Source organism: Roseobacter sp. HKCCD5988 (genome assembly GCF_037830355.1).
Classification (GTDB): Bacteria; Pseudomonadota; Alphaproteobacteria; order Rhodobacterales; family Rhodobacteraceae; genus M30B80.
The window spans coordinates 1,190,630-1,207,280 of record NZ_JBBLYJ010000001.1; the positions used below are offsets into that span (position 1 = coordinate 1,190,630).

Genomic DNA, 16,651 nt, shown 5'->3' on the forward strand with positions numbered 1-16,651 from the left:
TTGTCAAGCTAGGTTGACAGATGGCCTGTGGCCGCGATGAAGTCTGTGATCAAGGCTGCATAATCTTCGGGCGCCTCGACAGGGGGCAAATGCCCTGAATTGCGCATCAATTCAAACCGCGCGCCGTGGATCAGATCCGCCATCTCGCGCATCAGATCGGGCGGGGTGGATCCATCTTCGGCCCCTGCAATGACAAGGGTCTGGAGGCGCAAAGCGGCGGTGGTGGTGTAAAAATCACTGCCTGATATGGCCTCGGCCCCCGCGAGATAGCCTGTTAGGGAGACATTTTTCAGGCTTTCCTCAAAAGCTGCGTGTCCCCCTTTGGCGCGAAAGGCGCGGGTGAACCAACGCTCCATCAAGGCGGGGGCTGCGGCCGCCATGCCGCCCTTGGCGATTGTGGCAATGCGGGACTGCCACATCTCGCGCGTGCCGATTTTGGTGGCTGTATTCGACAGGATAAGTGCGCGAATGAGGTCAAGCCGCTTTGCCGCCAATCCTTGCGCTACCATTCCCCCAAGAGACAGACCCAAGAACATCACCTCAGAAAGCCCCAATTCATCCAATAATGCCTCAGCATCGCGGATCAGCATCCCCATGGAATAGGGGCCGTCTGGAATATCGCTCTGGCCATGGCCGCGCATATCATAGGCGATGATCTGCAAACCTTCGGGCAAATGCGGAATCACCCCATCCCAAAGCCGCGTGCTGCACCCCAAGCCGTGACATAGCACAAGCGCGGGGGCCTGATCGCTGCCCCATCGCTCAACATGATGGCGCACCCCGTTCAGGGTCAAATCGAAGGCGGTGTTATCTTTCGCGTTCATGGTTATAGCGCAATTTGGCGATTTGTTCATTGGCTTCGGCCTTTTGTTGCCGATGCAAATCTTCTTCGACATAGGTCAGATGGTGGCGGATGGCGGCCCGCGCCGCCTCGCCATCGCGGGCTTGGATCGCATCATTGATCACGCGGTGATGATCGAGCAGCAAATCGCGCGTTGTGCGTTGCTTGAACATGACCGAGCGGTTGTAAAACACACCTTCGCGCAGCAGATCAAACATAGAGCGCATCATATGGAGCATGATGACATTGTGACTGGCTTCGATGATCGCCATATGAAATTGCGCATCAAGATCGGCCTCATCCGCAGGATTGCGCTTGGAATGGGCAGCCTCCATTTTGCGAAATACGGTGTCGATCACTTTGAGGTCAGTGTCCGAGGCAAATTGTGCGGCGCGTTCTGCGGCCAAAGCCTCCATATCTCGACGGAAGGCTACATAGTCAAACACCGCCTCTGGGTGGCTGCCAAACAGGCGGATCAGGGCAGGTGAGAACGCAGACCCCAAGACATCGGCGACATAAATCCCTGCGCCTGCGCGGGTTGCCAGAAGGCCGCGATCTTGCAACTCGGCAATCGCTTCGCGCAGCGAGGGGCGCGAAACCCCAAGCCGCTCTGACAATTCCCGCTCAGATGGCAGCCGTTCACCAGGGCGCAATATGCCGCGCAAAATCAGCATTTCTATCTGGCGCTGCACAGAATTCGACAGTTTTTCGGCTTCGATCCGTTGAAATGGCATCCGCGCGCCCCTCCCTGATTGGTCAATTTATATGACCAGACAGGGCGCGGGGCAAGGAATTAGCGCCTCATTGGGTGCCGGGGCGAATAAAGATTTCCACGCGCCGGTTTTGCTGCCGTCCCTCAGGGGTCAGGTTCGAGGCGACAGGTTCAGTTTCCCCACGGCCAAAACTGCGCACGCGCCAAGGGGCAACCCCCTCTTCAAGCAAGACACCCGCAACCGCGCTCGCGCGGCGCGAGGACAGATCCATATTATAGCCAGACGACCCCGTATTATCGGTGTGACCGATCACATCAACAGTCGTGTCAGGATAGGTTTGAAGGTTCTGCGCCAAGGCCCGCAAATCCGATTGCAGCATGGCCTGAATGGCGGCGCTGTCCGTGTCGAACAAGATGCCCTCGGGCAAGGTGACAATCAATTCGTCACCTGTGTTCTGGATCATGATGTTTTCATTATCCATCTGCGCCCGCAGATCAGCCGCTTGGCGATCTAGCATTGACCCAATCCCTGCACCAATTGCAGCCCCCGCTGCCGCACCGATCACGGTATCGCGGCGGCTGTTTTCTCCGTCACGGGTCGCGCCCAGAAAGCCGCCCAACATCGCGCCTACAATCGCCCCGTCACGGGTGCGGTTGGCGTTTGGATCAGCGGCGGTGCTTTGGACACAGCCACTCAACACAAGGGCAATCGCGCTCAATGCGCCCAGAGATTTCACGCGCAGGCCTGCAGTCTGTTGCGCCATGGAACACCTTCTTTCTTGGTTATTTGCTCGTGCATCCATCATAGCTTTGCGCCGCAGCAAAAGAAAGCGGGCAAGCTTGTAATCGGCAAAGCCTCGCGCAGACGTGAGAGGCGCGTGAGCTTTAGCCTTGCGCCTCAAAAGCGGCGGTTTCCCATGCCAACATCGCGCGTTTGATGGGCAGGCCCCAATGATAGCCCCCCATCTCGCCCGATTTGCGCAAGGCGCGATGGCAGGGAATAAGCAGCGAGATGGGATTGCGCCCCACCGCCGTTCCAACCGCCCTGACCGCCTTTGGCGCGCCAATGGCCCCTGCAATTTCGGAATAGGTGGTGACATGGCCTGCGGGCACATTCATCAGCGCCTCCCAAACCTTGATCTGAAACGGGGCGCCTATTAGGTGCAAAGACGCCTCGCCCTTGGCGCTTAGGGCGGCATTGGCCCATGGGGCGATGGCCGCTTGGTCGTGCTGCAAATCGGCTTTGGGCCAACGTCTTGCCATATCCGCCAAACAGGCCGCTTCCCCCATCTCAGCGGCAAAGCCAAGCCCGCAAATCCCGCGATCTGATGCAACGATCAAAGCGGGGCCAAAGGTGCTGTCAAACCATCCGTAGCGCAGGGTCAGGCCCGCGCCGCCTTTGGCATAGTCACCGGGGGCCATGGCCTCCCATCGCAGGAATAAGTCATAAAGCCTGCCCGTGCCAGAAAGCCCCGTCAGCACAGCTGTTTCAAGCGTGCTGTGGCGCGTGGTCAAAAGCGATTTCGCATGGCCAAGCGTCAGGAATTGCGCATAGCGTTTGGGTGAGATGCCTGCATAGCGCGAAAAGACCCGCTGCAAATGCGCAGGGCTTAGCCCGATTTTAGCGGCCAGATGGTCAAGGTTACTGGCCACAGCAGGGTTTTCATCAATCAGGGCGATGGCGCGGGCAATGACGCCAAAGTGATACTCGGTTTCACTGTCGGTGGTCTTCATCGCGCGGCTTCGTCCCTATGTGCTCTGATGTGCCTACACTAAACTTACGCGAGGCTTTGGTGCCGCGCGACCCGAAACTTGCGCAAAAGCCCTTCAACAGGGCTTGCGCCCGCGCGCCCCAATCGCCACAAGAGGCCATGGCACGCCAATTGGATTACAGCACCGTTGTCGAAATCTTTTCCCGCTTTGAGGCGGCTGAACCCGAACCCAAGGGCGAGCTTCACCATGTCAATGTCTACACGCTTTTAGTGGCTGTTGCCCTTTCCGCACAGGCCACAGATGCGGGCGTGAACCGCGCCACTGCAAAGCTCTTTCAGATAGCGGATACGCCGCAGAAAATGCTGGAGCTGGGCGAAGCGGGGCTGATTGAACATATCAAGACCATCGGGCTTTATCGCAACAAGGCCAAGAATGTGATCAAAATGGCGCAAATCTTGGTGGAAGAATATGATGGTGTCGTGCCTGCCTCGCGCGCTGCGCTTCAGGCGTTGCCAGGGGTAGGGCGCAAAACCGCCAACGTGGTCTTGAACATGTGGTGGCGGCAGCCCGCGCAGGCGGTGGATACGCATATTTTCCGCGTGGGCAATCGAACGGGCATTGCCGTTGGCAAATCGGTCGATGCGGTTGAGCGCGCGATTGAGGATCATGTCCCCGCCCCATACCAACTGCACGCCCATCACTGGCTGATCTTGCATGGTCGCTATATCTGCGTGGCGCGCAAACCCAAATGCGGGGCGTGCCCGATCAAAGACTTGTGTCAATTCGAGGGAAAAACCCAATGAGCAATACCTATGATCTGGTCGGCATCGGGAATGCCATTGTTGATGTGATCGCACATGGCAATGACGCGTTTTTGGCTGACATGGGAATTGACAAGGGCATCATGCAATTGATCGACAAGGATCGCGCCGAGACGCTTTATGCCGCGATGACGGATCGTGTGCAGACCGCTGGCGGATCGGTGGCCAATACAATCGCAGGTGCGGCCAGTTTGGGGCTGAAAACCGCGTTTTTGGGTAAGGTCAAAGACGATGAGTTGGGCCGATTTTACGCCGATGGCATGCGTGCCGATGGCAGCGATTTTCCCAACCCGCCCGTGGCAGACATGGATTTGCCCCCCACATCGCGCTCGATGATTTTTGTCTCATCAGATGGTGAGCGCTCGATGAATACATATCTTGGGGCAGGCGCTGATTTTAACGAGGCGGATGTGGATGTCGACACTGCCAAAGCCGCGCGCTGGATGTTTTTGGAGGGCTATCTCTATGACAAACCCGAAGGCAAGTCCGCCTTTACCCTTGCAGGTCAGGCCTGCCGCGCGGGCGGGGGCAAAGTGGGGATCACCCTGTCTGATCCGTTTTGTGTGGACAGGCACCGCGATGACTTTCGCAACCTGATTGCGCAAGGTATGGATTTCACCATTGGCAACCATGAAGAATGGCTGTCGCTCTATCAGACCAGCGATCTTGACGCGGCCTTGGCCGAGGCCGCGGGGGCGTGTGGGCTGATTGTCTGCACCCATTCGGGCGAGGCAGTGAAGATCATCCACCAAGGCACGCGTTGCGAGGTTGCTGTAACCCCCGTCACCCCTGTGGATGCAACAGGAGCGGGCGACCAATTCGCCGCGGGGTTCTTGGGCGGGATGGCGATGGATGTTGGCATTGCGCGCGCAGGCGAGATGGGTGTGGCTGCGGCGGCAGAGGTGATCGCCCAAATCGGCCCGCGCCCCAAGCGCAGCCTGCGTGCGGTATTCGCCGATCAAAACTTGATCTGATCAATCGCCCAGTTTGGCGTGCACCTCGTCTGGATCAATCTCGCCAATGGGCATCTTATTGGCAGGGTTTGATCCGCAATACATCATCCGTCAATCACGCAATAACGATGAGAACTTGCAGGCGCTTGCGCAATTCTTCACCATATCGCAGGAACAGGCGCAGGGGCTGTTGAACAAGCCGCATTTGTTTGACGACTAACCCCTGCCAAAGCCAAAGCCAAAAGGGGGCCGCAAAATATGCCGCATGAGTACGATCCGCAGAATATCTTTGCCAAAATCCTGCGCGGGGAGATTCCAAACAACACGGTCGCTGAGACTGATCATTGTTTGGCCTTTCACGATATCGGGCCACAGGCGCCGACCCATATTCTGGTGATCCCCAAAGGGGCCTATGTGACCTATGATGATTTTGCACAAAACGCGTCAGACGCGGAAATCTTGGATTTTGTGCGCCTAACGGGGCGGCTGTGCAAAGAGCTTGGCCTGTCCTTGGCTGAAGGCGGGCAGGGCTATCGCGTCATCTCCAACGCGGGCGATCATGGTGGACAAGAAGTGCCGCATTATCACCTGCATCTTTTGGGTGGGGCGGCTTTGGGGCCCTTATTGGCGAAGCGCTCAGGCTGATTGCGTGAGCGAGACAAAGACATCCTGCAAATCGGGTTCTTGGGTTTTCACGTCACGAATGCCCACGCCCGCAACCCGCAGACTGTCTAAAATCGCCGCAGGGCTAGTTTTGGCGCGGCTATAGCTAAAGACCAATGCACCATCGCTGCGCCGCTCAAGGGTTACGCCTTGCGGGGCGGTGACAGCATCGCTTGGCCCTTCTGGCAAGATCACAAGGCTTTTTTGATCCATCTGCGCCAGTAAGTTTTCGGTGCGGTCGCGCGCGATCACCGCGCCGTGGTTGATGATGGCGATTTCATCGCACATCTCCTCAGCTTCTTCGAGGTAATGGGTGGTCAGAATGATGGTCATGCCGCGCTCTTCATTCAGGCGACGCACATTGGCCCATAACATTTGACGTAATTCAATATCGACCCCTGCGGTTGGTTCATCCAAAACCAGCACATGGGGGTTGTGTATCAATGCCTTGCCAAGGAGCAATCTGCGCCGCATCCCGCCAGAGAGGGTGCGGGCATAGGCTTCGGCCTTATCCTCAAGCCCAATGAGGCGCAAAACCCCCTCAACATCGCGTTGCGATTTTGGCATTCCATACAAGCCTGCCTGCACATCCAATGCCGCGCGGGGGGTGAAAAACGGATCGATGTTCAATTCTTGGGGCATCACCCCGATAGAGGCGCGCGATTGGCGGGGGTTTTTGTCCTGATCGAACCCCCAAATTGTCACTTGGCCTGAGGTCTTGGTTACAAGCCCCGCCAGAATGTTGATCATCGTGGATTTGCCCGCGCCATTTGGCCCCAAAAGCCCAAAAATAGACCCGCGTGGAATGTCGAGATCAACGCCCTTCAGCGCCTCTTTGGCAGGGCTGCGCGCAGTGGCCGCGTAGGTCTTACGCAAATTGCGCAACTCGATGGCGTTTTCGCGTGGCATTGTCCTGTCTCCTCTTGCCCGATGGGAGGCAAACTGCGATATGAGGCAGATGTAAGCCTATGCTACGGCTAGGGCAAGCAGCCCGCGTGCGCACCGCGCGCAGACAGACAGGACAGGAGGAACGGCTCAATGACCATGGACGCCCCAGAAACCGAGATTGTCAGCCAATGGCGTGTGGCCTGCGATGGCGGGCAGGGCGCCTTGGGTCATCCACGGGTGTGGCTGTCCATTCCGCATGAAACGGGCCGTGTCGAATGTGGCTATTGCGACAAAATGTTCATTCACGAAAGCGCTGCCAAAAAGGCTAAGTCCTAAGCACCGCTTTCGGGTCGCATCCGCTCTGATGCTGCGCTAGAACAGGGGAAGCAAGACCCCAGAAACAAGCGCGGTGTGAATATGAGCGGATTTAGCAAAGGGTGCCACCTTCATCTCGTTGATGGCTCGGCCTTTATTTTTCGGGCCTATCATGCGCTGCCGCCGCTGACGCGCAAATCCGATGGCCTGCCCATTGGGGCGGTGTCTGGCTTTTGCAATATGCTTTTGAAAATGATTGTCGAGAATGGCGGCTCTGACGGGCCGACCCATGCGGCGGTGGTGTTTGACAAAGGCAGCCACACGTTCCGCAATGATCTATACGATCTCTACAAAGCCAATCGTGATGCCATGCCCGAGGATTTGCGCCCGCAAATGCCGCTGACCCGCGAAGCCACGCGGGCCTTTAACCTCGCCTGTCTGGAGTTGGAGGGATACGAGGCGGATGACATCATCGCCACCCTTGCGCGGCAAGCGCGCGAGGCAGGGGGGCGCTGTACGATTATCTCATCGGATAAAGACCTGATGCAGCTTGTCGGCGGTGGGGTCGAGATGTTCGATGCGATGAAAAATGCGCGCATTGATGCTGACGGTGTTTTTGCAAAATTTGGGGTCGGGCCTGAGCGGGTGATTGATGTGCAATCCTTGGCGGGGGATAGTGTTGACAATATTCCCGGGGCGCCTGGCATCGGGATAAAAACAGCCGCGCTTTTGATCAATGAATATGGCGATTTAGACACGCTTCTGGCGCGGGCCGAGGAAATCAAACAGCCCAAGCGGCGCGAGGCGTTGATTGAGTTTGCCGATCAAATTCGATTGTCGCGGCAATTGGTCAGTCTCGATGCTCAAGTGCCGCTTGAAATCACCCTTGATGATTTAGAGGTTAAAGACCCCGAACCAGAGACGCTGATGCAATTTCTGGCCGCGATGGAGTTTCGCAGCCTGACCAAGCGTGTCGCGGATCATTTGGGGGTTGAGGCCCCTGAAATTCAGGCGAGCTCCGCGGCCCCTGCGCCTGCGGGCGGGGCGGCCCCCGCCGCACCAGAATTCCCTGCCTTTGATCATGGCCAGTATGAGACAATCACAACGCTTGAGGCGCTTACCCCATGGCTTGAGGCGGCGCGCGCGCAAGGGTTCATTGCGATTGATACCGAGACAACCGCCCTAGATGAGATGCGCGCCGAATTGGTTGGCGTGTCCTTGGCCACCAAGGCAGGGCGCGCCTGCTATATCCCTCTGCAACACCGCGCAGGCGGGGATGATCTCTTTGGCAGCGCCGCATTGGTCGAGGGGCAAATGCCGCTTGCCACAGCCCTAGATGCATTGCGGCCCGTGTTCGAGGATGAGTCCATCGTCAAAATCGGGCAAAATATAAAATATGACGCGAAAATCTTGGCCCGATACGGGATCAAGGTCGCGCCAATTGATGACACAATGCTGATGTCTTATGCGCTGCATGGCGGGTTGCACGGGCATGGGATGGATGCGCTCTCTGCGCGCTATCTCGATCATGAACCGATCCCGATTAAAACCCTGCTTGGGGCGGGAAAGGCCGCAATCACCTTTGACTTGGTCAAGATTGAAGATGCAGCCCCCTATGCGGCGGAGGATGCCGATATCACCTTGCGCCTGTGGCAGGTGTTCAAGCCTCAGTTGCATCAGGTGCAGGTGACACGGGTTTATGAAACGCTCGAACGCCCACTTGTGCCCGTTTTGGCGCGTATGGAAATGGCAGGGGTCTGCGTTGACCGCGATGTGCTGAGCCGTATGTCCAACGCCTTTGCGCAGAAAATGGCGGCGCTCGAGGCCGAAGCGCATGAATTGGCGGGCGAGGCGTTCAATCTGGCGAGCCCCAAACAACTTGGTGAAATCTTGTTCGACAAGATGGGCCTTGAAGGGGGCAAAAAGGGCAAGACGGGGGCCTATTCCACGGGGGCGGATATCCTCGAAGATCTCGCCGCCGCGGGTCACGAATTGCCTGCGCGCCTTTTGGATTGGCGCCAGATTGCCAAGCTGAAATCGACCTATACCGATGCGTTGCAAGATCATATCAACCCCGAAACGGGCCGCGTGCATACCTCTTACGTCATTGCGGGCGCTAATACAGGCCGTCTGGCCTCAACCGATCCGAACCTACAAAATATTCCCATCCGCAGCGAAGAAGGTCGCCGCATCCGCGAGGCTTTTGTGGCCCCTGATGGGCGCGTTTTGGTCAGTTTGGATTACAGCCAAATTGAATTGCGCATTTTGGCCGAGATTGCGGGGATTGATGCACTCAAACAGGCCTTTCGCGAAGGGCAAGACATTCACGCCGCAACAGCGTCTGAAATGTTCGGCATCCCACTGGATCAAATGACCTCGGACATTCGCCGTCAGGCCAAGGCAATCAATTTTGGGGTCATTTATGGCATTTCTGGCTTTGGTCTTGCGCGCAATTTGCGGATACCACGCGCCGAGGCACAAGGGTTTATCGACCGCTATTTTGAGCGTTTCCCGGGCATCCGTGACTATATGACCGCGACCAAGGAATTCGCCAAATCGCACCGCTATGTGCAGACCTTGTTTGGCCGCAAAATTCATACACCTGATATCGAGGCGAAAGGCCCCGCCGCAGGCTTTGCGCAGCGCGCGGCCATCAACGCGCCCATCCAAGGCACCGCGGCCGATATTATCCGCCGCGCGATGATCCGCATGGATCAGGCAATCGCAGATTTGCCTGCAACCATGTTGTTGCAGGTGCATGATGAATTGGTCTTTGAGGTGGATGAGGGCGCGGTGGACGCCCTGATTGCCCGCGCCCGCGATGTTATGGAAAGCGCGGCAAGCCCCGTTTTGCATCTATCTGTGCCGTTGATCGTGGATGCAGGGCAGGGTAAGAATTGGGCCGAGGCGCATTGAGGGGGCGCACAAATCGGCCGCGCCCCCGCAAGGCGCTTGAGGGGCCAAGGCGGCTTGTGGCTTTTAACAAGCCCATGGATGTCCTAAGCCAATTTTCGCCCGATGGTCATTGGCGGGGGCTTTCGGATTATTTGGATCTGCCTGGCCTTTATCCTGCGGGGCGGTTGGATCGCGACAGCGAAGGGCTGCTGTTGCTGACCAATGATGGCCGACTGCAAGCGCAGATCACAAGCCCTGCCGCCAAATTGCCGAAGACCTATTATGCGATGGTTGAGGGCGCGCCAAACCCCGATGCCGTTGCCGCATTGCGCGCAGGGATTACGCTAAAAGATGGGCCAACACGCCCTGCCGAGGTTGCGCAGGTGGCCGAGCCTGACTGGCTCTGGCCGCGTGTGCCGCCTGTGCGTTATCGTCAAACTGTGCCAGATCATTGGCTGCGCCTCACCATTACCGAGGGACGCAACCGCCAAGTGCGGCGGATGTGCGCCCATGTGTGTTTGCCTGTTTTGCGGCTTGTTCGGTGGCAAATCGGGGATTGGGTTTTGGGTGACCTGCCCCCTGCCGCATGGCGCGAGATTGAATTGCCCAAATAAAAAGGCGCGCAAGGCTTTTACCTTGCGCGCCCTTATCCGAATGTTGCGGGCTTTTAGGCCAGCATCGCCATTGGGTTTTCCAGATTGCGCACAATGGAGGCCAGTAATTCTGCCCCAAGTGCGCCATCAATCGCGCGGTGATCCACGGAAAGCGTGACCGACATCACAGTCGCCACTTGCACCGCGCCATCCTCGCTGACGACAGGCTTTTTCACCCCTGCACCAACCGCCAAGATTGCGCCATGGGGTGGGTTGATAACGGCATCGAAATTATCGACCCCGAACATACCCAAATTGGAAATTGCGAAACTGCCGCCCTGATATTCATGCGGGGCGAGTTTCTTAGACCGCGCGCGTGCGGCTAGATCCTTCATCTCAGCCGACAATCGCGACAGGGATTTTTGATCCGCATCTTTGAGGACAGGCGTGAACAGCCCACCTTCAATTGCCACGGCCACCGCAACATCAGACGGTTTCAGCTTGAGGATACGATCCCCCGCCCAAACCGCATTGGCATCTGGCACTTCCTGCAGGGCAAGGGCACAGGCCTTGATGATGAAATCATTGACCGAAAGCTTGACATCCCGCGCCGCCAATTGCGCGTTCAGCTGGCCGCGGAAGGCAAGTAAATTGTCGATCCGAATGTCGCGGCGCAGATAGAAATGCGGGATGGTTTGCTTGGCTTCGGTGAGGCGGGCGGCAACAGTTTTGCGCATCCCATCCAAAGCCACTTCTTCATAATCGCGGCCTTCGTAGATTTTCTTGATCTGATCTGCACCAGGCGAGGCGGGCAGAGCGGGCGCGCTTTGCGCAGGTGCCGCTGTCGCCGCAGGGGCAGATGCAACCGCCTTGCCGCTTTCGACATCGGCCTTCACGATCCGCCCATGTGGGCCTGTGCCCTTCACTTTGGTCAGGTCGATGCCCTTTTCCGCCGCAATCCGCCGCGCAAGCGGTGAGGCAAAAACCCGTGCGCCCTCTGCCTTGGGGGCCGCAGGTGCAGGGGTGGGGGTTGCAGGTGTGGCTGGGGCTGCTTGGGCTGCGGGTGCCGCAGGGGCAGGGGCCGCTGCGGCGGGTGCCGCGCTCATATCCTCGCCCGCCTCACCAATAATGGCGATGGCGGTGTTGACCTTCACCCCTTCGGTGCCCTCAGCCACAAGGATTTTGCCAATCACGCCTTCATCCACGGCCTCGAATTCCATCGTGGCCTTGTCGGTTTCAATCTCGGCCAAGAGGTCGCCTGCTTGCACAGTGTCGCCCTCTTTGACCAACCATTTCGCCAATGTGCCCTCTTCCATTGTAGGCGACAGGGCGGGCATTAGAATTTCGGTTGCCATAATCAGCCCCTCCTTAGCGATAGGTTACGGATTTGACCGCTGCGACCACTTCATCGGTGGTGACAAGGGCCAGTTTCTCAAGGTTCGCCGCATAGGGCATTGGCACATCTTTGCCCGTGCAATTGATCACAGGCGCATCGAGATAATCAAAGGCGTTTTGCATCAGATATGCCGAGATGTGATTGCCGATGGAGGCCACAGGGAAACCTTCTTCGATCGTCACGCAGCGGTTGGTTTTTTGGACAGAGGCCAAAACCGTGCCGTAATCCAAGGGGCGCAATGTGCGCAGGTCGATCACCTCAGCAGAAATGCCTTCGGCGGCCAGACGTTCGGCGGCCTCCATGGCGTATGTCATGCCGATCCCGAAGGACACGAGGGTCACATCATCACCTGCACGGGCAATTTTTGCCTTGCCAAACGGAATGGTGAAATCGGGCAGATCTGGCACCTCAAAGGTTTTGCCGTAGAGAATTTCATTCTCAAGGAAGATCACGGGGTTCGGATCTCGGATAGCCTGTTTCAAAAGGCCCTTGGCATCTGCGGCGGTATAAGGCTGCACCACCTTTAGGCCTGGAATATGCGCATACCATGCGGCGTAATCTTGGCTGTGCTGTGCGCCCACGCGGGCGGCGGCGCCGTTCGGGCCACGGAACACGATAGGACAGCCCATCTGACCGCCTGACATATAAAGCGTCTTTGCCGCCGAGTTGATGATCTGGTCAATCGCTTGCATGGCAAAGTTAAAGGTCATGAATTCCACGATTGGGTTCAGCCCGCCAAAGGCCGCACCGACCGCGATCCCTGCAAAGCCATGCTCGGTGATGGGGGTGTCGATCACGCGCTTTGCGCCGAACTCATCCAACAAACCTTGGCTGATCTTATAGGCACCTTGATATTCACCGACCTCTTCGCCCATCAAGAACACATTGTCATTGCCGCGCATTTCTTCGGCCATGGCATCGCGCAACGCTTCTCGCACGGTTTGCGTTTTCATCGGCGTGCCTTCGGGCCAATCGGGGCTTTGATCTGCCACGGGCGCCGCAGGGGCCGCGGCCACAGGTGCGGCAGGTGCCGCTTCTGCAACGGGGGCCGCAGAGGCGGGGGAGGCTGCCGCAGGGGTCGCGCTCATATCTTCGCCCGCTTCGCCGATGATGGCGATGGCGGTGTTCACCTTCACCCCTTCGGTGCCCTCAGCCACAAGGATCTTGCCGATCACGCCTTCATCGACCGCCTCGAATTCCATCGTGGCCTTGTCGGTTTCAATCTCGGCGAGAATATCACCCGCTTGCACGGTGTCGCCTTCCTTAACCAGCCATTTGGCCAAAGTGCCTTCTTCCATCGTTGGCGAAAGGGCGGGCATCAAAATTTCGGTTGCCATTGGTTTATCCTCTCCTTCCGCTCACGCGTCCGCGTAAATATCTGTCCACAATTCATCCAAAGGTGGCTCAGGGCTTTCTTTGGAGAATTCGGCGGCCTCATTCACGAGGTCTTTGATTTCTTTATCAATCGCCTTGAGGTTGTCCTCAGAGGCGTGACCGCCCGTCAGCAACAATTGGCGAACATGTTCAATCGCATCGTGCTTTTCGCGCATTTCCTGCACTTCTTCGCGGGTGCGATATTTCGCAGGGTCAGACATCGAATGTCCGCGATAGCGATAGGTTTTGACCTCAAGAATGTAGGGGCCTTTGCCAGCGCGGCAGTAGGCAACGGCGCGTTGCCCCGCATCTTTGACCGCCAAAACATCCATCCCGTCAACCTCTTCGCCCGCGATCCCATAGGCCGCGCCGCGCTCCCATAGGCTTGGGGATTTTGTTGAACGCTGCACTGAGGTGCCCATCGCGTATTGGTTGTTCTCAATCACAAAAACAACAGGCAGCGACCACAGCTCGGCCATGTTATAAGTCTCGTAGACCTGACCTTGGTTGGCTGCACCATCGCCGAAATAGGCAAAGGTGACGCGATCATTGCCGCGATATTTGTCCGAGAAAGCCAGACCCGCACCCAATGGCACTTGCGCGCCCACGATGCCGTGGCCGCCGTAGAAATGTTTCTCTTTCGAGAACATATGCATCGAGCCGCCCTTGCCCTTGGAATAGCCCCCGATGCGGCCCGTCAATTCGGCCATAACACCCTTGGCATCCATCCCGCAGGCCAGCATATGGCCGTGGTCGCGATAGGAGGTGATCCGCTTGTCGCCTTCGCTGGCCGCGGCCTCTAGGCCGACAACAACCGCCTCTTGCCCAATATAGAGATGGCAAAAACCACCGATCAAACCCATGCCGTAAAGCTGACCTGCTTTTTCTTCGAATCTGCGGATCAGCAGCATTTCGCGATAGAATTTTTTCAATTCATCAGGCGAAACATTTGATTTCGCTTTGGTTTTTCCGCTCGATGCGGGGGTCGGTCGTTTCGCGGCCATATCCTTGGGCCCTCCCATTCGAAAGAATAGTTTAACGTTGAACTATTCTTTATCACAAAAGTCAGGGGAAAGGGTAGGGGGAATTCAGCCTAAGGGTTTTTGCGCAAATTTCTACTATTTTTAAAGCCGTTCAGCATGCCAGCGAATGTGATCTTCGATCACGGAGGCCACAAAGAAATAGCTGTGATCATAGCCCTCATGCATCCGCATCACATGGGGCTGTGCACGTTCTGTCATGGCGTGGGCCAAACTGGCAGGGCGTAGTAGCTCAAGGAATTGATCTGCGCCGCCTTGGTCAATCAAGATGTCACTTGGATAGCCCTGCGTGGCCATCAAAAGACTTGCGTCATGCGCGGCCCATTGGCCCTGATCTGGCCCCAAATAAGCGGCAAGCTGCTTTTTCCCCCAATCTGATTGGGTCGGGTTGGCGATTGGTGCAAGGGCAGAAAGGCTTTTGAACCGATCAGGATAGGTTAAGGCAAGCGTCAGCGCCCCATGCCCGCCCATTGAATGGCCCGTGATGCCTGCGCGGGTGCCGTCAATGGGGAATTCCGCATCAATCAAGGCAGGAAATTCTTCTGCGATGTAATCCCACATCTTAAAATGTGCAGCCCAAGGGGCCTCGGTCGCATTGACATAGAACCCTGCGCCTTGGCCCAGATCATAGGCCTCGTCATTTGCAACGCCTTCGCCACGCGGGCTGGTGTCGGGAAAGACCACGGCAATGCCATACTCTGCCGCCCATGCTTGGGCGCCCGCTTTGGTCATGGCATTCTCATGTGTGCAGGTCAGACCTGACAGGTAATACAACACGGGCACAGGCCCGTCTTCGGCCTGCGGTGGAAGATAGACCGCAAAGGTCATTTCGCAGTTGCACGCATCTGACAGGTGTTTGGCGACAATTTGCTTGCCGCCAAATGCACGATTTTCGCTGATCACCTGCATCAAAATTCTACCACTGCGCGGATTGATTTGCCCGCATGCATCAAATCAAACCCCTCATTGATTTGATCGAGTGTCAATTTATGGGTGATCATCGGATCAATTTCGATCTTACCATCCATATACCAATCGACAAATTTTGGCACATCGCTGCGCCCTTTCGCGCCGCCAAAGGCCGTGCCTTTCCAGACGCGCCCTGTCACAAGTTGGAAGGGTCGCGTGCTGATCTCGGCCCCTGCGGGGGCAACACCGATGATGACGGAAACACCCCACCCGCGGTGGCTGCATTCTAGTGCATCGCGCATCACTTTGACATTGCCTGTGGCGTCAAAGGAATAATCCACGCCACCGATCTGGTCATCGCCGCGCTTGGTGAGGTTTACAATCTCCTGCACAACGCTGCCTTCGATTTCTGACGGGTTGATGAAATGGGTCATGCCGAATTTGCGCGCCATCTCCTCTTTGCCATCATTGAGATCAACGCCGATGATCATATCTGCACCCGCCATGCGCAGGCCTTGAATGACGTTCAAGCCGATGCCGCCAAGGCCAAACACGGCGGCGGTTGACCCGATCTCGACCCCTGCGGTGTTGATCACCGCGCCAATACCCGTGGTCACGCCGCAGCCAATGTAGCAGATTTTGTCAAACGGCGCGTCATCGCGCACTTTGGCCAAGGCAATCTCGGGCAGCACTGTGTGATTGGCGAAGGTTGAGCAGCCCATATAGTGATAAATCGGCGTGCCATCGAGCATCTTAAACCGTGTTGTGCCATCAGGCATCAGCCCTTGACCTTGGGTGTTGCGAATGGCGGTGCACAGGTTGGTCTTGCCTGAGCGGCAGGATGCACATTGCCGACATTCAGGCGTATAGAGGGGGATCACATGATCACCAGGTTTCAGGGTGGTCACGCCTTCGCCCACCTCAACCACAATGCCTGCACCTTCATGGCCAAGAATAGCAGGGAAAATCCCCTCAGGGTCCGCGCCCGAGCGGGTAAATTCATCCGTATGGCAAATGCCTGTGGCTTTGATTTCCACCAAGACCTCGCCCGCCTTCGGGCCGTCCAATTCGACCTCCATCACGGTCAATGGTTCGCCCGCTTTTAGGGCTACGGCTGCTTTGGTGCGCATGGTGATCTCCCCTGTTTTTATCCGATCTCGCCATAGTGTTAAGAAGCCCATCCCATAGGGGCAAGGCAGAATGCGGCGGTTGAGGGGGTTTTTTTGCCTTAACGCAGGACGATCTCATCCGCGCGCAGATAGCCGAGGATTTCGCGGGCTTGCTCATCCAGAAGGTCAAGGTCGAGGAACGTGTCGGACATGCGTTGTGTCAGGGTTTCAAGATGGGCCGTTTCAGCCTGCAACGCCGCCAATTCGAGACGCAGCTCATCGGCTTCCGCTTCGATTTGGATGCGCTCGAACAGGCCCGAGTCCCCTTGGATCGCGGCAAGCCCAAAATACCCACCGACCAAAATCAGCGTGATCTGAAGAACTGCCCCCGCAAGGGAAAGTTTGCGTGTCTTCGACATGCGTTACTGC

The 16,651-nt window shown here is 57.1% G+C and carries 18 protein-coding genes; 7 read left to right on the top strand and 11 right to left on the bottom strand.

Translation table 11 applies throughout. The features are described from left to right. Positions 1-8: 8 nt before the first annotated feature. From pcaD to AAC636_RS05935, 4 genes are all read right to left on the bottom strand, one after another. Complete coding sequence (gene pcaD, locus AAC636_RS05920) at positions 9-824, bottom strand: 3-oxoadipate enol-lactonase (RefSeq protein WP_340300748.1); 816 nt, start codon at positions 822-824, stop codon at positions 9-11. Then, positions 808-1,575: a FadR/GntR family transcriptional regulator gene (locus AAC636_RS05925; RefSeq protein WP_340300749.1), complete on the bottom strand. Its 768-nt coding sequence runs from the start codon at positions 1,573-1,575 to the stop codon at positions 808-810. The genes pcaD and AAC636_RS05925 overlap by 17 nt, the downstream gene beginning before the upstream one ends. A gap of 67 nt (positions 1,576-1,642) precedes the next feature. Beyond that, complete coding sequence (locus AAC636_RS05930; protein ID WP_340300750.1) at positions 1,643-2,317, bottom strand: OmpA family protein; 675 nt, start codon at positions 2,315-2,317, stop codon at positions 1,643-1,645. 121 nt (positions 2,318-2,438) lie between these two features. Beyond that, on the bottom strand, positions 2,439-3,287 hold the full coding sequence (locus tag AAC636_RS05935; protein ID WP_340300751.1) for a methylated-DNA--[protein]-cysteine S-methyltransferase: 849 nt from the start codon (positions 3,285-3,287) through the stop codon (positions 2,439-2,441). Between the two features lie 137 nt (positions 3,288-3,424). Between AAC636_RS05935 and nth the strand changes: the two genes are divergently transcribed. Genes nth through AAC636_RS05955 form a run of 4 tightly spaced genes read left to right on the top strand, consistent with a single transcriptional unit; the run spans position 3,425 to position 5,685 of the window. Next, on the top strand, positions 3,425-4,069 hold the full coding sequence (gene nth, locus AAC636_RS05940; RefSeq protein ID WP_340301100.1) for an endonuclease III: 645 nt from the start codon (positions 3,425-3,427) through the stop codon (positions 4,067-4,069). Continuing rightward, the gene (locus AAC636_RS05945) at positions 4,066-5,061 is read left to right on the top strand and encodes an adenosine kinase (RefSeq protein ID WP_340297039.1); all 996 of its coding nucleotides are present in this window, start codon (positions 4,066-4,068) and stop codon (positions 5,059-5,061) included. The genes nth and AAC636_RS05945 overlap by 4 nt, the downstream gene beginning before the upstream one ends. A 46-nt stretch (positions 5,062-5,107) precedes the next feature. After that, entirely contained in the window at positions 5,108-5,260 is a 153-nt protein-coding gene (locus AAC636_RS05950) for a DUF5928 domain-containing protein (protein WP_340300752.1), read from the top strand. A 38-nt stretch (positions 5,261-5,298) separates the two neighbouring features. Beyond that, positions 5,299-5,685, top strand: a complete 387-nt coding sequence (locus AAC636_RS05955; protein ID WP_340251741.1) for a histidine triad nucleotide-binding protein — start codon at positions 5,299-5,301, stop codon at positions 5,683-5,685. On the opposite strand, the gene AAC636_RS05960 is transcribed toward AAC636_RS05955, so the two are convergent. After that, on the bottom strand, positions 5,677-6,612 hold the full coding sequence (locus AAC636_RS05960) for an ABC transporter ATP-binding protein (RefSeq protein ID WP_340251738.1): 936 nt from the start codon (positions 6,610-6,612) through the stop codon (positions 5,677-5,679). The two genes, AAC636_RS05955 and AAC636_RS05960, sit on opposite strands and share 9 nt — an antisense overlap. A gap of 129 nt (positions 6,613-6,741) precedes the next feature. Here AAC636_RS05960 and AAC636_RS05965 point away from each other — a divergent pair, with 129 nt between their 5' ends. The 3 genes from AAC636_RS05965 (at position 6,742) to AAC636_RS05975 (ending at position 10,415) form a co-directional block, all read left to right on the top strand. Next, positions 6,742-6,927, top strand: coding sequence for a zinc-finger domain-containing protein (locus AAC636_RS05965; RefSeq protein WP_340251735.1), 186 nt, complete (start codon positions 6,742-6,744; stop codon positions 6,925-6,927). A gap of 81 nt (positions 6,928-7,008) precedes the next feature. Then, a complete protein-coding gene (gene polA, locus AAC636_RS05970) occupies positions 7,009-9,822 on the top strand; it encodes a DNA polymerase I (RefSeq protein WP_340300753.1) in 2,814 nt (937 codons plus the stop codon). Positions 9,823-9,878: 56 nt separating this feature from the next. Then, a complete protein-coding gene (locus AAC636_RS05975; RefSeq protein ID WP_340300754.1) occupies positions 9,879-10,415 on the top strand; it encodes a pseudouridine synthase in 537 nt (178 codons plus the stop codon). A 53-nt stretch (positions 10,416-10,468) separates the two neighbouring features. Here AAC636_RS05975 and AAC636_RS05980 read toward each other — a convergent pair whose 3' ends face one another. The 6 genes from AAC636_RS05980 to AAC636_RS06005 all read right to left on the bottom strand — a co-directional run bounded on the left by AAC636_RS05980 (position 10,469) and on the right by AAC636_RS06005 (position 16,641). Continuing rightward, the gene (locus tag AAC636_RS05980; RefSeq protein ID WP_340300755.1) at positions 10,469-11,749 is read right to left on the bottom strand and encodes a pyruvate dehydrogenase complex dihydrolipoamide acetyltransferase; all 1,281 of its coding nucleotides are present in this window, start codon (positions 11,747-11,749) and stop codon (positions 10,469-10,471) included. A 13-nt stretch (positions 11,750-11,762) separates the two neighbouring features. After that, a complete protein-coding gene (locus AAC636_RS05985) occupies positions 11,763-13,127 on the bottom strand; it encodes a pyruvate dehydrogenase complex E1 component subunit beta (RefSeq protein WP_340251724.1) in 1,365 nt (454 codons plus the stop codon). Positions 13,128-13,148: 21 nt separating this feature from the next. Next, positions 13,149-14,168, bottom strand: a complete 1,020-nt coding sequence (gene pdhA / locus AAC636_RS05990; RefSeq protein ID WP_340300756.1) for a pyruvate dehydrogenase (acetyl-transferring) E1 component subunit alpha — start codon at positions 14,166-14,168, stop codon at positions 13,149-13,151. Positions 14,169-14,288: 120 nt separating this feature from the next. Next, entirely contained in the window at positions 14,289-15,113 is an 825-nt protein-coding gene (gene fghA / locus AAC636_RS05995) for an S-formylglutathione hydrolase (protein WP_340260936.1), read from the bottom strand. Continuing rightward, positions 15,113-16,243, bottom strand: a complete 1,131-nt coding sequence (locus AAC636_RS06000) for an S-(hydroxymethyl)glutathione dehydrogenase/class III alcohol dehydrogenase (RefSeq protein WP_340300757.1) — start codon at positions 16,241-16,243, stop codon at positions 15,113-15,115. The genes fghA and AAC636_RS06000 overlap by 1 nt, the downstream gene beginning before the upstream one ends. 98 nt (positions 16,244-16,341) lie before the next feature. Next, the gene (locus tag AAC636_RS06005; RefSeq protein ID WP_340251712.1) at positions 16,342-16,641 is read right to left on the bottom strand and encodes an FtsB family cell division protein; all 300 of its coding nucleotides are present in this window, start codon (positions 16,639-16,641) and stop codon (positions 16,342-16,344) included. Positions 16,642-16,651: the final 10 nt, after the last annotated feature.

Excerpts from the sequence above, each read along its gene's own strand:
- AAC636_RS05945 (WP_340297039.1), top strand. The coding sequence starts at position 4,066 with ATGAGCAATACCTATGATCTGGTCGGCATCGGGAATGCCATTGTTGAT.
- AAC636_RS05960 (WP_340251738.1), bottom strand. The coding sequence starts at position 6,612 with ATGCCACGCGAAAACGCCATCGAGTTGCGCAATTTGCGTAAGACCTAC.
- AAC636_RS05935 (WP_340300751.1), bottom strand. The coding sequence starts at position 3,287 with ATGAAGACCACCGACAGTGAAACCGAGTATCACTTTGGCGTCATTGCC.
- fghA (WP_340260936.1), bottom strand. The coding sequence starts at position 15,113 with ATGCAGGTGATCAGCGAAAATCGTGCATTTGGCGGCAAGCAAATTGTC.
- AAC636_RS05955 (WP_340251741.1), top strand. The coding sequence starts at position 5,299 with ATGCCGCATGAGTACGATCCGCAGAATATCTTTGCCAAAATCCTGCGC.
- pdhA (WP_340300756.1), bottom strand. The coding sequence starts at position 14,168 with ATGGCCGCGAAACGACCGACCCCCGCATCGAGCGGAAAAACCAAAGCG.
- pcaD (WP_340300748.1), bottom strand. The coding sequence starts at position 824 with ATGAACGCGAAAGATAACACCGCCTTCGATTTGACCCTGAACGGGGTG.
- AAC636_RS05930 (WP_340300750.1), bottom strand. The coding sequence starts at position 2,317 with ATGGCGCAACAGACTGCAGGCCTGCGCGTGAAATCTCTGGGCGCATTG.
- nth (WP_340301100.1), top strand. The coding sequence starts at position 3,425 with ATGGCACGCCAATTGGATTACAGCACCGTTGTCGAAATCTTTTCCCGC.
- AAC636_RS05925 (WP_340300749.1), bottom strand. The coding sequence starts at position 1,575 with ATGCCATTTCAACGGATCGAAGCCGAAAAACTGTCGAATTCTGTGCAG.
- polA (WP_340300753.1), top strand. The coding sequence starts at position 7,009 with ATGAGCGGATTTAGCAAAGGGTGCCACCTTCATCTCGTTGATGGCTCG.
- AAC636_RS06000 (WP_340300757.1), bottom strand. The coding sequence starts at position 16,243 with ATGCGCACCAAAGCAGCCGTAGCCCTAAAAGCGGGCGAACCATTGACC.
- AAC636_RS05965 (WP_340251735.1), top strand. The coding sequence starts at position 6,742 with ATGACCATGGACGCCCCAGAAACCGAGATTGTCAGCCAATGGCGTGTG.
- AAC636_RS05950 (WP_340300752.1), top strand. The coding sequence starts at position 5,108 with ATGGGCATCTTATTGGCAGGGTTTGATCCGCAATACATCATCCGTCAA.
- AAC636_RS05985 (WP_340251724.1), bottom strand. The coding sequence starts at position 13,127 with ATGGCAACCGAAATTTTGATGCCCGCCCTTTCGCCAACGATGGAAGAA.
- AAC636_RS06005 (WP_340251712.1), bottom strand. The coding sequence starts at position 16,641 with ATGTCGAAGACACGCAAACTTTCCCTTGCGGGGGCAGTTCTTCAGATC.
- AAC636_RS05980 (WP_340300755.1), bottom strand. The coding sequence starts at position 11,749 with ATGGCAACCGAAATTCTAATGCCCGCCCTGTCGCCTACAATGGAAGAG.